At 63.4% G+C, this 16,764-nt stretch carries 22 protein-coding genes; 16 read left to right on the top strand and 6 right to left on the bottom strand.

All coding sequences use genetic code 11. From position 1 onward, the window contains the following. Positions 1–94 precede the first annotated feature (94 nt). The 3 genes from fusA to HWX32_RS09290 all read left to right on the top strand — a co-directional run bounded on the left by fusA (position 95) and on the right by HWX32_RS09290 (position 4,472). The gene (gene fusA, locus HWX32_RS09300; RefSeq protein WP_175935635.1) at positions 95–2,218 is read left to right on the top strand and encodes an elongation factor G; all 2,124 of its coding nucleotides are present in this window, start codon (positions 95–97) and stop codon (positions 2,216–2,218) included. A gap of 282 nt (positions 2,219–2,500) precedes the next feature. After that, positions 2,501–3,691, top strand: a complete 1,191-nt coding sequence (gene tuf, locus HWX32_RS09295; RefSeq protein ID WP_075466442.1) for an elongation factor Tu — start codon at positions 2,501–2,503, stop codon at positions 3,689–3,691. Between the two features lie 94 nt (positions 3,692–3,785). Further along, positions 3,786–4,472, top strand: coding sequence for a hypothetical protein (locus HWX32_RS09290; RefSeq protein ID WP_175935634.1), 687 nt, complete (start codon positions 3,786–3,788; stop codon positions 4,470–4,472). Here the strand turns inward: HWX32_RS09290 and HWX32_RS09285 are convergent. The 6 genes from HWX32_RS09285 to HWX32_RS09260 form a co-directional block, all read right to left on the bottom strand. Then, positions 4,469–5,029 carry a hypothetical protein gene (locus HWX32_RS09285; protein WP_175935633.1) on the bottom strand — a complete coding sequence of 187 codons (561 nt, stop codon included), beginning with the start codon at positions 5,027–5,029 and terminating at the stop codon, positions 4,469–4,471. The two genes, HWX32_RS09290 and HWX32_RS09285, sit on opposite strands and share 4 nt — an antisense overlap. Then, the gene (locus tag HWX32_RS09280; RefSeq protein ID WP_175935632.1) at positions 5,026–5,763 is read right to left on the bottom strand and encodes a DUF6286 domain-containing protein; all 738 of its coding nucleotides are present in this window, start codon (positions 5,761–5,763) and stop codon (positions 5,026–5,028) included. The genes HWX32_RS09285 and HWX32_RS09280 overlap by 4 nt, the downstream gene beginning before the upstream one ends. Next, positions 5,747–6,763, bottom strand: coding sequence for an Asp23/Gls24 family envelope stress response protein (locus HWX32_RS09275; protein WP_175935631.1), 1,017 nt, complete (start codon positions 6,761–6,763; stop codon positions 5,747–5,749). The genes HWX32_RS09280 and HWX32_RS09275 overlap by 17 nt, the downstream gene beginning before the upstream one ends. Then, positions 6,763–6,963 (bottom strand): hypothetical protein, encoded by a 201-nt coding sequence (locus HWX32_RS09270; RefSeq protein ID WP_075466432.1) that lies wholly within the window; start codon positions 6,961–6,963, stop codon positions 6,763–6,765. Before HWX32_RS09270 ends, HWX32_RS09275 begins: the two co-directional genes overlap by 1 nt. A 66-nt stretch (positions 6,964–7,029) precedes the next feature. Then, positions 7,030–7,332: a hypothetical protein gene (locus tag HWX32_RS09265; RefSeq protein WP_075466430.1), complete on the bottom strand. Its 303-nt coding sequence runs from the start codon at positions 7,330–7,332 to the stop codon at positions 7,030–7,032. A 2-nt stretch (positions 7,333–7,334) separates the two neighbouring features. Continuing rightward, complete coding sequence (locus tag HWX32_RS09260) at positions 7,335–7,886, bottom strand: Asp23/Gls24 family envelope stress response protein (RefSeq protein WP_175935630.1); 552 nt, start codon at positions 7,884–7,886, stop codon at positions 7,335–7,337. Between the two features lie 641 nt (positions 7,887–8,527). Here HWX32_RS09260 and rpsJ point away from each other — a divergent pair. The 13 genes from rpsJ to glmS all read left to right on the top strand — a co-directional run bounded on the left by rpsJ (position 8,528) and on the right by glmS (position 16,761). After that, positions 8,528–8,833 (top strand): 30S ribosomal protein S10, encoded by a 306-nt coding sequence (gene rpsJ / locus HWX32_RS09255; protein ID WP_075466428.1) that lies wholly within the window; start codon positions 8,528–8,530, stop codon positions 8,831–8,833. 38 nt (positions 8,834–8,871) lie between these two features. Further along, positions 8,872–9,528, top strand: a complete 657-nt coding sequence (rplC, locus tag HWX32_RS09250) for a 50S ribosomal protein L3 (protein ID WP_075466426.1) — start codon at positions 8,872–8,874, stop codon at positions 9,526–9,528. Further along, positions 9,525–10,187 (top strand): 50S ribosomal protein L4, encoded by a 663-nt coding sequence (gene rplD / locus HWX32_RS09245; protein WP_075466424.1) that lies wholly within the window; start codon positions 9,525–9,527, stop codon positions 10,185–10,187. Before rplC ends, rplD begins: the two co-directional genes overlap by 4 nt. Then, entirely contained in the window at positions 10,188–10,493 is a 306-nt protein-coding gene (rplW, locus tag HWX32_RS09240; protein ID WP_075466422.1) for a 50S ribosomal protein L23, read from the top strand. A gap of 42 nt (positions 10,494–10,535) precedes the next feature. Next, positions 10,536–11,369 carry a 50S ribosomal protein L2 gene (rplB, locus tag HWX32_RS09235; RefSeq protein WP_075466420.1) on the top strand — a complete coding sequence of 278 codons (834 nt, stop codon included), beginning with the start codon at positions 10,536–10,538 and terminating at the stop codon, positions 11,367–11,369. A 16-nt stretch (positions 11,370–11,385) separates the two neighbouring features. Then, entirely contained in the window at positions 11,386–11,661 is a 276-nt protein-coding gene (gene rpsS, locus HWX32_RS09230; protein WP_075466418.1) for a 30S ribosomal protein S19, read from the top strand. A 3-nt stretch (positions 11,662–11,664) separates the two neighbouring features. Continuing rightward, complete coding sequence (rplV, locus tag HWX32_RS09225; protein ID WP_075466416.1) at positions 11,665–12,024, top strand: 50S ribosomal protein L22; 360 nt, start codon at positions 11,665–11,667, stop codon at positions 12,022–12,024. After that, positions 12,024–12,773 carry a 30S ribosomal protein S3 gene (gene rpsC, locus HWX32_RS09220; RefSeq protein ID WP_075466414.1) on the top strand — a complete coding sequence of 250 codons (750 nt, stop codon included), beginning with the start codon at positions 12,024–12,026 and terminating at the stop codon, positions 12,771–12,773. Before rplV ends, rpsC begins: the two co-directional genes overlap by 1 nt. A 3-nt stretch (positions 12,774–12,776) precedes the next feature. Beyond that, a complete protein-coding gene (gene rplP / locus HWX32_RS09215) occupies positions 12,777–13,193 on the top strand; it encodes a 50S ribosomal protein L16 (RefSeq protein WP_175935629.1) in 417 nt (138 codons plus the stop codon). Beyond that, a complete protein-coding gene (rpmC, locus tag HWX32_RS09210; RefSeq protein ID WP_175935628.1) occupies positions 13,193–13,423 on the top strand; it encodes a 50S ribosomal protein L29 in 231 nt (76 codons plus the stop codon). Before rplP ends, rpmC begins: the two co-directional genes overlap by 1 nt. Positions 13,424–13,425: 2 nt before the next feature. Beyond that, positions 13,426–13,749 carry a 30S ribosomal protein S17 gene (gene rpsQ, locus HWX32_RS09205; protein ID WP_075466408.1) on the top strand — a complete coding sequence of 108 codons (324 nt, stop codon included), beginning with the start codon at positions 13,426–13,428 and terminating at the stop codon, positions 13,747–13,749. Between the two features lie 129 nt (positions 13,750–13,878). Further along, positions 13,879–14,829, top strand: coding sequence for an NAD(P)-binding domain-containing protein (locus HWX32_RS09200; RefSeq protein ID WP_175935627.1), 951 nt, complete (start codon positions 13,879–13,881; stop codon positions 14,827–14,829). 66 nt (positions 14,830–14,895) lie between these two features. Next, positions 14,896–16,761, top strand: a complete 1,866-nt coding sequence (gene glmS / locus HWX32_RS09195) for a glutamine--fructose-6-phosphate transaminase (isomerizing) (protein WP_175935626.1) — start codon at positions 14,896–14,898, stop codon at positions 16,759–16,761. The last annotated feature ends 3 nt before the right edge of the window (positions 16,762–16,764 follow it).

Raw genomic sequence — 16,764 nt, 5'->3', positions numbered from 1 at the left:
CAACGAGCACGATCAATGGCAGAATTGACCAAGGACAAATGACCGACACGGCGCTGCATAGGCGTCGACGACCTACAAAGTTGGGGTATTAAACGTGGCACAAGAAGTGCTTAAGGACCTGAACAAGGTCCGCAACATCGGCATCATGGCCCACATCGATGCTGGTAAGACCACCACCACCGAGCGCATCCTGTTCTACACGGGTATCAACCGCAAGGTGGGCGAGACCCACGACGGTGGCGCGACCACCGACTGGATGGAGCAGGAGAAGGAGCGCGGCATCACCATTACCTCCGCCGCGGTGACCTGCTTCTGGGAGGGCAACCAGATCAACATCATCGACACCCCGGGCCACGTCGACTTCACCGTTGAGGTCGAGCGCTCCCTCCGCGTGCTCGATGGCGCCGTCGCCGTCTTCGACGGCAAGGAAGGTGTGGAGCCGCAGTCCGAGCAGGTGTGGCGCCAGGCCGCGAAGTACGACGTGCCGCGCATCTGCTTCGTCAACAAGATGGACAAGCTGGGCGCCGACTTCTTCTACACCGTCGGCACCATCGTCGACCGCCTCGGCGCGAAGCCGTTGGTCATGCAGGTTCCGATCGGCGCTGAGGACGACTTCGACGGCGTGATCGACCTCATCGAGATGAAGGCACTCCTGTGGCCGGGCCGTGTCGAAACCGGCACTCCGCCGCAGATCGAGGAGATCCCGGCGGACCTGCAGGAGCTCGCGGACGAGTACCGCGAGAAGCTGCTCGAGACGGTCGCTGAGTCCGACGAGGAGCTTATGGAGAAGTACTTCGGCGGCGAGGAGCTGACGAAGGAAGAGATCAAGGGCGCCATCCGCAAGATGACCGTGAACTCCGAGATCTACCCGGTGTTCTGCGGTACCGCGTACCGCAACAAGGGCGTCGAGCCGATCCTGGACGCCATCGTCGACTACCTGCCGAACCCGCTGGACATCGGCGAGGTGCACGGCACCTCGGTCGACGGCGATGAGAAGCTGACCCGTAAGCCGAGCGTCGAGGAGCCGTTCTCCGCGCTGGCGTTCAAGATTGCGGTGCACCCGTTCTTCGGCAAGCTCACCTACGTGCGCGTCTACTCCGGCCAGGCCATCCCGGGCGAGCAGATGCTCAACTCCACGAAGTCCAAGAAGGAGCGCGTGGGCAAGCTCTTCCAGATGCACGCGAACAAGGAGAACCCGGTCGAGCACGCTGACGCCGGTAACATCTACGCGTTCATCGGTCTGAAGGAAACCACCACCGGTGATACCCTGTGCAACCCGGATCACCCGATCATCCTGGAGTCCATGGACTTCCCGGATCCGGTTATTCAGGTGGCCATCGAGCCGAAGACCAAGGCCGACCAGGAGAAGCTGGGTACCGCTATCCAGAAGCTGGCGGAAGAGGACCCGACCTTCACCGTCCAGCTGGACGAGGAGACTGGCCAGACCGTTATCGGCGGCATGGGCGAGCTGCACCTCGACGTGCTGGTGGACCGCATGAAGCGCGAATTCAAGGTTGAGGCGAACATCGGTTCCCCGCAGGTTGCGTACCGCGAGACCATCCGCAAGAAGGTCGAGTCTCTGGACTACACCCACAAGAAGCAGACCGGTGGTTCGGGCCAGTTCGCGAAGGTCATCTGCACCATCGAGCCGTACAACCCTGAGCCGGAGGAGCTGGAAGAAGGCGAATCCGCAACCTACAAGTTCGAGAACGCCGTCACCGGTGGTCGCGTGCCGAAGGAGTACATCCCGTCGGTCGACGCAGGTATCCAGGACGCTATGCAGTACGGCTACCTCGCCGGCTACCCGCTGGTGAACATCAAGGCCACCCTCGAGGACGGCGCGTACCACGACGTCGACTCCTCCGAGATGGCGTTCAAGCTCGCCGGCTCCCAGGTGCTCAAGGAGGCCGTCGCCAAGGCGAAGCCCGTCCTGCTCGAGCCGGTCATGGCCGTCGAGGTCGTGACTCCGGAGGAGTACATGGGTACGGTCAACGGCGACATCAGCTCCCGCCGTGGCCAGGTGTACGCAATGGAGGACCGCTCCGGCGCGAAGGTGGTCAAGGCGAAGGTGCCGCTGTCCGAGATGTTCGGCTACATCGGCGACCTGCGTTCTTCCACCGCCGGCCGCGCGAACTTCACCATGGTGTTCGACTCCTACGCTGAGGTTCCGCAGTCCGTGGCGCAGGAGATCATCGACGAGCGCAACGGCAACAAATAGGCCTTTGCCCTAGGGGCCGCGTGCCAGCGGCCCCGGAGGGTAGGGGCCGGGCTGAAGTTGCGGGAAGAACCGCAGTTTCAGCCGGCCGTTACCCTCTCGTTGATCCGGTATTTCAAGGATCGGCCGGTTTGAAAAACGGCTCTTAGATATCTAGGATCTTGTAACTGGCACATTGTGAAATGGCCCCCTACGTAAGCCCAGTAGGGTATGACGTTTGGGGCAAATGTAAATCGACGTGGTTGCGACAAGCGCGTAGCCACCTGAAGTCCAGGAGGACATACCTTGTCTAAGGAAAAGTTCGAGCGCTCTAAGCCGCACGTGAACATCGGCACCATCGGTCACGTCGACCACGGCAAGACCACCACCACTGCCGCTATCACCAAGGTGCTGGCTGACGCTTACCCGGAGGAGAACAAGGCCTTCGCCTTCGACTCCATCGATAAGGCTCCGGAGGAGCGCGAGCGCGGCATCACCATCAACATCTCCCACGTGGAGTACAACACCCCGAAGCGCCACTACGCTCACGTGGACGCCCCGGGCCACGCCGACTACATCAAGAACATGATCACCGGTGCGGCTCAGATGGACGGCGCCATCCTCGTTGTGGCTGCTACCGACGGCCCGATGCCGCAGACCCGTGAGCACGTGCTGCTCGCTCGCCAGGTCGGCGTTCCGTACATCCTTGTTGCGCTGAACAAGTGCGACATGGTTGACGATGAGGAGATCATCGAGCTCGTCGAGATGGAGGTCCGCGAGCTGCTGGCTGAGCAGGACTACGACGAGGACGCTCCGATCGTTCACATCTCCGCTCTGAAGGCTCTTGAGGGCGATGAGAAGTGGGTTCAGTCCGTGCTGGACCTCATGCAGGCCTGCGACGACGCTATCCCGGACCCGGAGCGCGAGACCGACAAGCCGTTCCTGATGCCGATCGAGGACATCTTCACCATTTCCGGTCGCGGTACCGTGGTTACCGGTCGTGTGGAGCGCGGTGTGCTCAACCTCAACGACGAGGTCGAGATCATCGGTATCCGCGAGAAGTCCCAGAAGACCACCGTTACCTCCATCGAGATGTTCAACAAGCTTCTCGACACCGCTGAGGCCGGCGACAACGCCGCTCTGCTGCTCCGTGGTCTGAAGCGCGAGGACGTTGAGCGTGGCCAGGTTGTCATCCACCCGGGCGCTTACACCCCGCACACCAAGTTCGAGGGCTCCGTCTACGTCCTGTCCAAGGACGAGGGTGGCCGCCACACCCCGTTCTTCGACAACTACCGTCCGCAGTTCTACTTCCGCACCACCGACGTGACCGGTGTTGTGAAGCTGCCGGAGGGCACCGAGATGGTCATGCCGGGCGACAACGTTGAGATGTCCGTCGAGCTGATCCAGCCGGTCGCTATGGACGAGGGCCTGCGCTTCGCTATCCGCGAGGGCTCCCGCACCGTCGGCGCTGGCCGCGTTACCAAGATCGTCGAGTAATCAAAGTCCGAGCTTGGGCGCCTAGCCCGAACCGCGTAAGAGGCCGCTTCTCCACAAGGGGAGGCGGCTTTTGCCGTTGCTAAGCTTTTGTGTCGTGCACGATAACGACCCCACCCGCATCCCGGGCATAATCCGCGCCCTCCAAGATGCCTGGGAGGGCCAGCCCGACCTCACGCTGCCTGCCTTCATCGGCATGCTGCACAACAGGGGGCTGACGTGGGGGAGCACGGAAGAGGAGTTGCTTGAATTGCTCGCGAAGGTGCGTCAGGAGCATCCTTCGCTTATCGACGCTCCGTTGGCCACCCCCATCCTCATCACCACCGCATCCCCTGCGCTGTTGGTCACACTCACGCCGGACAGCATGGTGGTGGTGCGCAGTGCCTCGAACCCGGGCAGCATGCCGAGCATCTGGCGCTACGAATCCATGAGACCCGCCGGCCCGGGGCGCCCTTTGGTGCTCACTGACGAGGAAGGCGTGCAGCACCGCTTAGGCGTCGTCACACTGGTGGCGCGTGTAGATGAGGAAACGGCACCTTCCATTAACAGCTTGAAACGCGTTGATGTGGGGAACGCCCGCTGGCTCGTGCAGTTGGAGGGCGGCCGCAGGGCGCTCATCGGCCAACGGGTCCGTCTGTGGGAGCAGCGCCGCCGGGAAGTCGAGGCGACCACAATCGCATGGGAGCGCATTGAGGTGGGTGCGCACATGAAAGTGGCCCCAGCCGGCGGCGGCGAGCCGCTGGTGCTGGGGCCTGTAGAGCGCGTACTGCTCGTCGAGGTTTAAGCGGGAACCCTATCGAGCTGTAGCTTCCACACCGTGTCGATCTCCATAGTGTGGTTTGCCATGCGGAAGTCTTGGTCGGCTGCTTCAACGACCCGCACGATGTCCTCCAAGGGGTAGGAGGGGTTCGCTGTGATGGTGAACGTGGAGGTCGGCCGCTGGCCCACCATTGCTACGCGGCTGGTTGCGTTGTGCACCTCGTCGACGCCTTTGAGCATGTCGCACGCCGCGTCAGATACACGCTGCACGTTGATCAGCGTCTCGCCGTGCTCCGGGTCCGCTGGCATGATCTCGCGGTTAGAAAACGCGCGCGAGCGGATGTTCGCCAGGAGTACCCATAGGCCAAGGATGCCTAGAGCGATCGTCGCGCCGATGAGGGCGTTGATAAACCAGTTTTCATACGGCACGTCGCTCAGTTGACTGCGGTTGAGCTGGCGCACCCCGTCGCTCAAGTACGGGATTTCCCAGTACTCAGCAATGGGTACCAACGCCAGGAGAATGCACAGCACCGCGACGAGGAAGGTGATCAGGCGGTTGAAAAACGACATCGTCTTGGTCATCGCTGCTCATCCTTCACGGGCGCGGTTGTGGTTGTCGTGGTGGTTTCGGTGACCACCACCTGCTCCTCGGGCTGTGCCGGGGCGGTGTCCAGCTGGGCCGCCTGCTGAGTTGCGGTCGTACGGTCCTGAGGCGCGGGGGTTTGTGTGTTCTGGTTCGGCAGCACCTTCACGGCCACGGCGGGCGGCGTTGCGAGGCCCTTGAACTCGTTGTTCAGCGAGCGCGTGACGCGCTCCTGCAACTGCGAGCCACTGCCGTCGTCGGTGACCTCAACGCTTACCTTCTTGCGGTTTGCCTTGGACCGGACATGGTCCATTCCAGTGTCGCGTCGCGTGGCGTCCGTAGCCTTTCGCGCAATGTCCACGGGCCGGGTCCAAATGGACACGGGGGAGTGGACGCGCACGTGAGTGCGGGGGCGTGGCTTGAACGCGAGCACGAGTAGCCACAACCCCACAAGGGCTAGGACCACGGCGATGATCACCGCCGTTACATCGGAAACAAACGAGCCGAGGAAGTCCAGGGCTTGTCCGGTCCAAGACTGGCCCGGGTCTTCGTCCCGGTAGTAGTGGTACCAGAGGTCGCGCCCAGCAACGCCAGCAAGCGCGAGGAGCACGATGCTGGTGATCACCGATACCCATCGCGACCCTGGGTTGCCCAACGGTTCATCGCCCGGGTGCGGGCCGACAGGTTGGTGCACGCCTTCTGGCGCAACTTGCGCGTTAGCGGGTGCGGTCATAGTACTTCACCACCGGTTCGATCCTGATTTCCTTCAACGGCTGCGGTGCAGGCGCACTTGGCACGTACACCGGGGTTGGCGGTGGCGGGGCAATGTGCGCTGGACGCCACTCGGAACGCACCTCGACAGGCCGCTGCGGCGGGCGGTTGATTGACACCTCGCGCATCGGTGGGCGCAGGGGCAGCGAAACCTGCTCTGCGCGGACCGGGTTTCGCACCTCCACCGGTGTGAGCGGCCCCTGCGGCGGCACGTAGGGGGAGTGCACTGCTGCGATCCGGTACGTCGGTGACCACGGGGTGGCCGGGGCGGGTGGGAATGGTACGCGGGCCTCTGTGGGGTACGTGTGCACCTCAGTAAGTGGCCGCGGTGCGGGAACCTCCGGCGAGTATGCAGCAGGCGGCGGGGGCGCGAAAATCTCGGTCTCCACCTCCACCGGCTCCGGTGTTGCGACGCTGGCAACAAGAACGGGCGCAGGAGTTTCAATGTGTTCGACTTCCGGCGGGGCCGGGGTGACCACATCGCGCATCTCATCGATGTTCGAGCTGACCTTGACAGGCGTGAGCTCCTCGCGCTCCTTGGTCTGCGGGTGCACGACCTGCGTAGGCGTGACCTCAATGGGCACCGGAATGACAAACACCTCGTGGTGCGCCACTTCGTCCCAGGTCACACGGCGACCGCTGGCAAGCGCCTCGACGTTCGCCACAGTCACCTTCACTCGTGCGACATCCACGCCGGTTAAGGCTCGCACGTGGGCGATGATGGTGGCGCGCACAGCGTCGGTGATAGCGGCAATCGGTGCCGGGTAGGCGCAGGCGATCTCGGCCTCGATATTCGCGGTGCCGGTGAGCTGATCCAAGCGCACGTCGATGCGCGGGAAGCTGCGGCCGGCTAAGCCCGCGAGTTTGGCGTCAATGTCCTCGCACCCCGGGACCGACGAGGCCGCCACCTCGGCCACGCGCTCAACGGTGCGTTCGCTGACGTGGTAGAAGGTGGTATCCATTAGCCTCGGCCTCTGCCGTTTCCGCCGCCGATCAAGGTGGCAAGGTCCACGCGGCCGTCAAGCTGGGCACCTACGACACCACCGACGATGGTGAACAGCAGCAACCACAGCAGGCCTGCCCAGCCGCCGAAGGTGACAAAGAAAGCCACGACGACACCGATGATGACGCCGACGAGCGCCTTGTTAGCAAAGATATTCATGTGAGAACCACGTTTTCGTGTGTTTTAGAGGTTGGGGCGGGGCGTAGGCAGCTTGCTCAGCTACCGCTATTGTGCGTCGCCCGCGATGACATCGACAAAGTCGACATCTGCGGCGTCCATGACGGCCTTGCGCACGTCTTCCGCCACAGACGGGATGTCCCGGCCTGACTCGACGTCGAAGGTGAAATGGATTTCGTAACCCTGTTTCCCGTCGCGCTCGACGGCACGCAGACCCTCGATGCGCTGACCGGGCAGGTACATCGCAATCTCGCCGACGCGTCCGCCGTAGAGCGTCTTCACGCCCTCTACGGCGACCGCGGCGTCGCGCACGCCCTCCGCAACCTCAGCGGTGACGGGGGAGATAGGCATGATTACTGAAGCGGCTGCTGGTTCACCGGCTGGTTAGGCTGGTTCAGAGCCTGGTAGTTCTGGTTCGGCTCCTCGAAGGTCTGCTCGTTCGAGTTGTCCTGCTCCGGCAGGTGCACGTCGTGCACGGTGACGTCAACACGGTCCACAACCAGGCCGGTCATGCGGGTCACGGCGACGGTGATGTTCTCGCGGATGGCGTTTGCGAGCTCGTGGATAGCAACGCCGTACTCAGCGATGATCGCAACAGCGACGGAAGCGTGGCCGTTGTCCACCGCAACGTTGACACCCTGCTGAACGTTGGTCGAGTTGGTGAAGGTGTCGCGGACCGCACCCCACATACGGGCAGCGCCGCCACCCAAGTTGTGCACGCCGGAAACCTCGCGGGCTGCGATGCCGGCAATCTTGCCCACGACGTTGTCGTCGATAGCGGTGGTGCCGTGATCCGTCTCCAGGTTCTCGTTGCGCGGGCGAACCTGCTCCGGCTCGACTGCCACGGAGGTGGAGTTCGGGGTGGGGGTGTTCTCGTTGGTCTCGTTGAAGTTGTTCTCGGCCATGACGGTCCTTTCGGGTTTGAATGTCTCGACCGCACCCCGGTCTTCTCCGGGGCACGCACGGTCTAGGTGTCCAGCGTACACATTTCGTCGATGGATCCGCCGGGGTCGAAGACGGGTTGATACCAAGTTGCAACAAAGGGGAGGGGGAAGGCTGGAAAAGGAACTCGTCGATAAGCATCTTGCTCTTCACCGACCTGTGTGTTTTAATAGTCGGGTTGCCTTGACATGGCCCGCTACGGAGTTCGCTCCGGGTAGGCGGTGGTGAGGCAAACATGACACCTTCCATACCGGAAGTTCTTCCCGCCGAAAGGTGGGAGCCGGTGAAGGGCCATGGCAAATACACAGCGGCAGTACGCGAGGGTCACGCACCCTTCCCGTGTCTGACACCCAAGATGGCGACAAGCAATTGCCCGCGTCGATCTTTGGGAAGCACTGACGCCCGTGTGTTTGCGGGCCACTCACCTTCCGGAAGTGTCATGACAGTCAATGAAACGACACTGGCGTTGAGCCATGGGCCCAGCCCGGACAACGTTATAGAGAAACTAGAAGCTACAACCCCACCGCTTCGACCCGTTTCTCACTCCGTTCGAAACGAGCGGAAAGGAAAAGGGAGAACGTGGGGATGCGAGGAAGAGGTAAGCGTGGCGGAACAGAAGATCCGCATCAGGCTCAAGGCCTACGACCACGAGGCGATTGACGCATCCGCGAAGAAGATCGTCGAGACGGTCACCCGCACGGGTGCCCGCGTCGTTGGGCCGGTGCCGTTGCCAACCCAGAAGAACGTGTACGCCGTGATTCGTTCTCCCCACAAGTACAAGGATTCTCGCGAGCACTTCGAGATGCGCACGCACAAGCGCCTCATCGACATTCTCGACCCGACGCCGAAGACGGTTGACGCGCTCATGCGCATCGACCTGCCGGCCAGCGTTGACGTGAACATCCAGTAACCGAGTAATCCCCAACGTAAGTAGTGGAGAACCAACACATGTCTGACAACCAGATCAAGGGCATTCTGGGCACCAAGCTCGGCATGACCCAGATCTTCGACGAGGACAACCGCGTTATCCCGGTTACCGTCGTCGAGGCTGGGCCGTGCGTGGTCACCCAGATCCGTACCCCTGAGACCGATGGCTACTCCGCCATCCAGATCGCTTACGGCGACATCGATCCCCGTAAGGTGAACAAGCCGGAATCCGGCCACTTTGAAAAGGCTGGCGTGAACCCGCGTCGCCACGTCGCAGAGATCCGCATGGACGACACCTCCGAGTACGAGGTCGGCCAGGAGTTCAACGCGACCATCTTCGACGGCGACACCTACGTCGACGTCGTGGGCACCACCAAGGGCAAGGGTTACGCCGGCGGCATGAAGCGCCACGGCTTCGCCGGCCAGGGTGCTGCGCACGGTAACCAGGCCTCCCACCGCCGCGTGGGTTCCATCGGTAACGCCGCAACGCCTGCCCGCGTGTTCAAGGGCAAGCGCATGGCTGGCCGCATGGGCGGCAACCGTGTGACCACCCAGAACCTGAAGATTCAACGCATCGACGGCGACAACAACCTCATCCTGATCAAGGGTGCCATCCCGGGCGTTAAGGGTTCCGTTGTTACCGTCAAGACCGCAGTGAAGGGCGGTGCTCACGCATGACGAACCTGACGCTTGACGTCCAGACCGCAGACGGGGCCACCAACGGCTCCGTGGAACTCCCGGCCGAGTACTTCGACCGCGAGGCCTCCGTCGCGCTGATGCACCAGGTTGTGAACGCGCAGCTCGCTGCCGCACGCCAGGGCACCCACGCAACGAAGACCCGCGGCATGGTCTCCGGCGGCGGCCGCAAGCCGTTCCGCCAGAAGGGCACCGGCCGTGCTCGCCAGGGTTCCATCCGCGCTCCGCACTACACCGGCGGCGGCACCGTTCACGGTCCGCAGCCGCGTTCCTACGCGCAGCGCACCCCCAAGAAAATGATCAAGGCAGCCCTCGCGGGTGCCCTGACCAACCGCGCGCAGAACGACCGCATCCACGTGGTTGAAGACCTCGTCCCGGGCCAGACCCCGTCCACGAAGTCCGCACGCGCGTTCATCGAGCGCCTCACGGACCGCAAGTCGGTGTTGCTTGTGATCGGCCGTGATGACCTGAACTCCCAGCGTTCCGCACGGAACCTGCCGAACGTGAAGGTCATTGAGCCGGGACAGCTCAACGCCTACGACGTCCTCAACGCTGACGATGTCGTGTTCTCGGTCGAGGCGCTGCACACCTTCATCAACCGCGGCAACGTAGTGGCTGCAGCTGCGGAGGAGGAGAAGTAAATGGCTAAGATCGCTAACCCGCGCGACATCATCATTGCGCCGGTGCTCTCCGAGAAGAGCTACGGCCTGATGGAGCAGAACACGTACACGTTCTACGTGGACCCGTCCGCGAACAAGACCCAAATCAAGATTGCCGTGGAGGAGATCTTCGGCGTCGACGTTGCTTCGGTGAACACCGTCAACCGTGAGGGCAAGCGCAAGCGCTCCCGCACCGGTTACGGCAAGCGTAAGGACACCAAGCGCGCCTACGTCACCCTCCGCGAGGGCAGCGACTCCATCGACATCTTCGGGGGTGCGACGGCGTAACCGCCATCGCACGACGAAGAAGACGATAGAAAAGGAACCACTATGGCTATTCGTAAGTACAAGCCGACAACTCCGGGTCGCCGTGCCAGCTCTGTCTCCGAGTTCGAGGAGATCACTCGCTCGACCCCGGAGAAGTCGCTCGTGCGCCCGCTCCCGAAGAAGGGCGGCCGCAACTCTCACGGCCACATCACCACCCGTCACCGCGGCGGCGGCCACAAGCGCCAGTACCGCGTTATTGACTTCCGCCGCAACGACAAGGACGGCGTGCCGGCCAAGGTTGCGCACATCGAGTACGACCCGAACCGCACCGCGAACATCGCGCTGCTGCACTACACCGATGGCGAGAAGCGCTACATCATCGCCCCGAAGGGCCTGAAGCAGGGCACCATCGTCGAGTCGGGTCCGAACGCAGACATCAAGGTTGGCAACAACCTGCCGCTGCGCAACATCCCGACCGGTACCACCATCCACGCTGTGGAGCTGAAGCCGGGCGCTGGCGCCAAGCTCGCCCGCTCCGCAGGTACGTCCATCCAGCTGCTGGGTAAGGAAGGCAACTACGCAGTGCTGCGTATGCCGTCTTCTGAGATCCGCCGCGTGGACATTCGCTGCCGCGCCACCGTGGGTGAGGTTGGCAACGCCGACCAGATCAACATCCGCTGGGGTAAGGCCGGCCGCATGCGCTGGAAGGGCTGGCGCCCGACCGTGCGTGGTGTGGTTATGAACCCGGTTGACCACCCGCACGGTGGTGGTGAGGGCAAGACTTCCGGTGGTCGCCACCCGGTCTCGCCGTGGGGCCAGAAGGAAGGCCGCACCCGCAACCCGAACCGTTATTCCAACAACATGATCGTGCGGCGCCGCCGCTCGAAGAAGCGCTAAGAGGAGGTAACAAGACATGCCACGCAGCCTGAAGAAGGGCCCGTTCGTCGACGAGCACCTCCTCAACAAGGTGGACGCTCAGAACGAAGCTGGCACCAAGCAGGTCATCAAGACCTGGTCGCGCCGTTCGACCATTCTCCCCGACTTCATCGGCCACACCTTCGCCGTTCACGACGGCCGTAAGCACGTGCCGGTGTTCATCGATGAGTCCATGGTCGGCCACAAGCTCGGCGAGTTCGCACCGACCAAGACCTTCAAGGGTCACGTTAAGCAAGAGAAGGGACGTCGATAAGCAATGGCTGACACCATCACCACTGCATCCGCGACGGCCAAGTTCGTCCGCGTCTCGCCGATGAAGGCGCGTCGCGTGCTCGCACTCGTCCGCGGCAAGTCCGTGGCTGAGGCGCTCGCGATCCTGAAGTACGCGCCGCAGGACGCCGCGAAGGACGTTGCGAAGGTTGTCGCTTCCGCGGCAGCAAACGCCGAGAACAACTTTGGCCTGGACCCGCGCACGCTCGTCATTGCCGAGTGCTACGCCAACGAGGGCCCGACGATGCGCCGCTACCAGCCGCGCGCCCAGGGCCGTGCCTTCCAGATCCGGAAGCGCACCTCCCACATCACTGTTGTTGTCGAGTCCAAGGAAGGGGCCAACTAATGGGCCAGAAGATTCACCCGCACGGCCTGCGCCTGGGTATCACCGCCGACTGGAAGTCCCACTGGTACGCCGACAAGAACTACGCTGATTACGTCGCCGAAGACATCAAGATCCGCGAGTACCTGCAGAAGAACCTTGAGCGTGCAGGCATCTCCGACATCGTCATCGAGCGCACCCGCGACCGCGTCCGTGTGGACATCCACACCGCGCGCCCGGGCATCGTGATCGGCCGCCGCGGCGCCGAGGCTGACCGCATCCGCCGCGAGCTGGAGAAGCTCACCGGCAAGATGGTCGCGCTGAACATCCTCGAGGTGAAGAACGTCGACGCAGACGCCACCCTGGTTGCGCAGTCCATCGCCGAGCAGCTGGTCAACCGTGTCGCGTTCCGTCGCGCCATGCGTAAGGCGATCCAGTCCGCAATGCGTAACCCGCAGGTCAAGGGCATCAAGGTCATGACCTCCGGCCGTCTCGGCGGCGCCGAGATGTCGCGTGTTGAGCGCTACCACGAGGGTCGCGTTCCGCTGCACACCCTGCGCGCCGAGATTGATTACGGCACCGCAGAGGCACACACCACCTTCGGCGTCATTGGCGTCAAGGTGTGGATCTACAAGGGCGATGTCGTCGGCGGTGTCCGCGAGTCCGAGCTCAACGCCCCGAAGAACGAGCGCGGCGGCCGCGGCGACCGTGACCGCCGCCCGCGCCGCGGCGGCCAGCGCCGCCAGCGCGCAGAGCAGAAGAAGGAGGGCTAATTCATGCTCATCCCTAAGCGCGTGAAGTACCGCCGCCAGCACCGTCCGGGTCGTTCCGGCGTGTCCAAGGGCGGCAACACCGTCACCTTCGGTGATTACGGCCTGCAGGCTCTCGAGCCGGCCTACATCACCAACCGCCAGATTGAGTCCGCTCGTATTGCGATCAACCGCCACGTCAAGCGTGGTGGCAAGGTCTGGATCAACATCTTCCCGGATCGCCCCCTGACCCAGAAGCCGCTCGGCGTGCGTATGGGTTCCGGTAAGGGCCCGGTGGAGAAGTGGGTGGCTAACGTCAAGCCGGGTCGCGTCATGTTCGAGATGTCGTACCCGAACGAAGAGGTTGCCATCGAGGCGCTGCGCCGCGCTGGCGCGAAGCTTCCTTGCAAGACCCGCATTGTCCGGAAGGAGGACCAGTTCTAATGGCTAACGGTACCCCCGCATCCGAGTTCCGCGAGCTCAGCGACGAGGAGCTGACCGCCCGCCTGAACGAGGCGAAGGAAGAGCTGTTCAACCTGCGCTTCCAGCTCGCCACCGGCCAGCTGACCAACAACCGCCGCATCGGCACCGTCAAGCGCGACATCGCACGCATCTACACGGTGCTGCGCGAGCGCGAGCTCGGCCTGTCCGTCGTTCCGGGAGCTGAGGCTTAATCATGAGTGAGGCAAACGTGACTGATACCAACACCGCAGGCAAGGGCCCGAAGCACACCGAGGCTCAGCCGAAGGAGAAGGGCCTGCAGAAGCGCCGCCGTGGATACGTCGTGTCCGACAAGATGGACAAGACGATCGTCGTCGAGGTTGAGGACCGTAAGTCCCACCCGCTGTACGGCAAGATCGTGCGTACCACGCAGCGCGTGAAGGCACACGACGAGGAGAACACCGCCGGCATCGGCGACCTCGTCCGCATCGAGGAGACGCGCCCGCTGTCCAAGGACAAGCACTTCCGTCTCGTCGAGATCATTGAGAAGGCTCGCTAAGCTTCTCGACGATTCCTTGGCTCACCCGCCTCGCCCCGCACGGGCGCGGCGGGTTTCGCCGTTTGCGGGGGCCGCGGGTTACACTCGCCGGTATGAAGCGACTGATGCACCCTAGGGCGGTGCCTTCCGTTGGCTGAGCACCACACTGCCATCGTCGTCGGCGGTGGCCAGTCCGGGCTTGCCACCGCGTTTTACTTGCGGCGCTTCAAAGTGGATTTCATCATCCTGGATAACCAAGAAAAGCCAGGTGGCGCTTGGCTGCACACGTGGCCGTCTCTAACTCTCTTTTCGGCCGCGGGGTTTTCCAATCTGCCTGGTTGGCCTATGCCTCCTCACCCGGGATACCCGCCAGCGAGTCACGTCATTGATTACCTCGAGCGCTACGAGAAACGCTACGAGCTGCCCGTGAGACGGCCTGTAGAGGTCAGCGACGGCGCCCACCAAGGTGGGGTGTTCCATCTGGATACGTCCGCCGGTGAGTTCACGGCGGATCATCTTGTCGCCGCGACGGGCACGTGGTCCGCGCCTTTCGTGCCCCACTACCCGGGCACGTTCCGCGGCAAGCAGTGGCACTCGGCTACCTACCCCGGGCCCGAGCCGTTCCGCGGGAAGAAGGTTGCGGTGGTCGGCGGGGCGAACTCTGGTGCGCAGATCGCCGCGGACCTGATGGGCACGTCGGAGGTCACGTGGTTCACGCGTGAGGAGCCGCGCTGGATGCCGGACGAGGTGGACGGCCGCGATCTTTTTCTGCGTAGCCGCCGCCGGATCCTCGGTGGCAGCGCGGGGCCGGACCTCGGGGACATCGTGGCGCTGCCCCACCTGCGCGAGCTTCGAAACAACGGTGAGCTCTCCGCCACCCCAATGTTCCACAGCCTTGACGAGCTCGACCACGACCACCTGATCTGGTGCACCGGGTTCCGGCCAGCCCTTGGGCCTTTCCGTCAGATCATGAACGGCCGCGAACCCGCCGTCGAGAATCTGCACTTGGTGGGATACGGCAACTGGACCGGCGACGGTTCCGCGACGTTGATGGGAGTGGCGCCGTTTGCGAAGCAGACCGCCCAGGAGATCTCCGGATAGTTTTCACATCTTGCAAGTCAGCCGCGCCTTTCCGCGCATGGGCAAACGGGGTGTAGGTTTTTCCCCATGTGTGGAATCGTCGGATATGTCGGGCCCGTAGGAGGGGACCGCGACGCGAAGAATGTGATCATCGAGGGCCTGCGCAGGCTTGAGTACCGCGGCTACGACTCCGCTGGTGTCGCCGTCGCCCAGGGCAACGCTATCGCGTGCCGCAAGAAGGCGGGCAAGGTCGCCGACTTAGAGGCGGAGATCGCGGACAACCCGCTCGCTGCCTCGAACCTGGGTATCGGCCACACACGCTGGGCCACCCACGGCGGGCCGACGGATGAGAATGCGCACCCGCACGTTGTGGGCGACGGCTCCATGGCGGTTGTGCACAACGGCATCATTGAGAATTTCGCGGCGCTGAAAGCGGAGCTCGTCGATAAGGGCTATGTGTTCGCCTCCGACACGGACACCGAGGTCGCGGGCACATTGCTTTACGACGTCTACGTGTCCGCCGCCGAACGCGACCTCACTAAAGCGATGCAGCTCACCGCAAACCGCCTCGAAGGCGCGTTCACCCTGCTGGCCATCGAAGCCGAGCACCCGGACCGAATCGTGGCCGCGCGCTGGAACTCACCGCTGGTCATCGGCGTTGGCGAGGGCGAGAACTTCCTGTCCTCGGATGTCTCCGGCTTCATCGAGTTCACCCGCGACGCCGTGGAGATGGACAACGGCCAAATTGTCACCCTCACCCCGGACAGCTACGAGGTGACCGACTTCAACGGCGCGCGCGCCGAAGCGAAGCCGTTCCGCGTGGAGTGGGACATCACTGCCGCCGAGAAGGGTGGCTTCAACTCCTTCATGGAAAAGGAGATCCACGATCAGCCGGCCGCCGTGCGCGACACCCTCTACGGCCGCTTCGACGCCCAAGGCAAGCTCACGCTGGACGAGCTGCGTATCGACGAGTCCCTGCTGCGCTCCATCAACAAGATCATCATCGTGGCCTGCGGCACCGCCGCCTACGCGGGTCAGGTTGCGCGTTACGCCATCGAGCACTGGTGCCGCATCCCCACGGAGGTCGAGCTCGCGCACGAATTCCGCTACCGCGACCCGATCGTGGACCAGAACACCCTGGTAGTCGCCGTATCTCAGTCTGGCGAGACCATGGACACGCTCATGGCGGTGCGCCACGCCCGCGAGCAGGGCGCGAAGGTCATCGCGATCTGCAACACCGTGGGTGCCTCCATCCCGCGAGAGGCCGATGCGTTGCTGTACACCTACGCCGGACCCGAGATCGCCGTGGCGTCCACGAAGGCGTTCATCTCCCAGATCGTGGCCGCCTACCTGCTCGCCCTGTACCTCGCGCAGGTGCGCGGCAACAAGTACGCCGACGAGATCAGGGCAATTATCGACGAGCTCCAGGCCATGCCGGAGAAGATCCAGCAGGTGCTTGATCGCGGGGGACAGGTGCGCACTCTGGGCGAGGAGCTCGCAGACTCGAAGTCGGTGCTCTTCCTCGGCCGCCATGTCGGCTTCCCGGTGGCGCTAGAGGGCGCACTGAAGCTCAAGGAAGTGGCCTACCTGCACTCCGAGGGCTTCGCGGCCGGTGAGCTGAAGCACGGCCCGATTGCACTGGTGGAGGAAGGCCAGCCGGTGTTCATCATCGTGCCGAGCAAGAAGTCCCGGAACAACCTGCACGCCAAGGTCGTGTCCAACATCCAGGAGGTCCGCGCACGCGGCGCGGTAACCGTCGTGATTGCAGAGGACGGCGACGAGGATGTCGTGCCGTACGCCGACCACATCATCCGTATCCCGGAATCAGCAGGCCTCATGCAGCCGCTGCTGTCCACCATCCCGCTGCAGATGTTCGCTTGTGCTGTTGCCGAGGCGCGCGGCTTGAACGTGGACCAACCGCGGAACCTGGCGAAGTCCGTCACGGTGGAGTAGCCA

The sequence above is a fragment of the Corynebacterium sp. Marseille-P4321 genome, from assembly GCF_903645305.1.
Classification (GTDB): domain Bacteria; phylum Actinomycetota; class Actinomycetes; order Mycobacteriales; family Mycobacteriaceae; genus Corynebacterium.
This window is presented reverse-complemented; position numbering and strand designations above follow the sequence as displayed.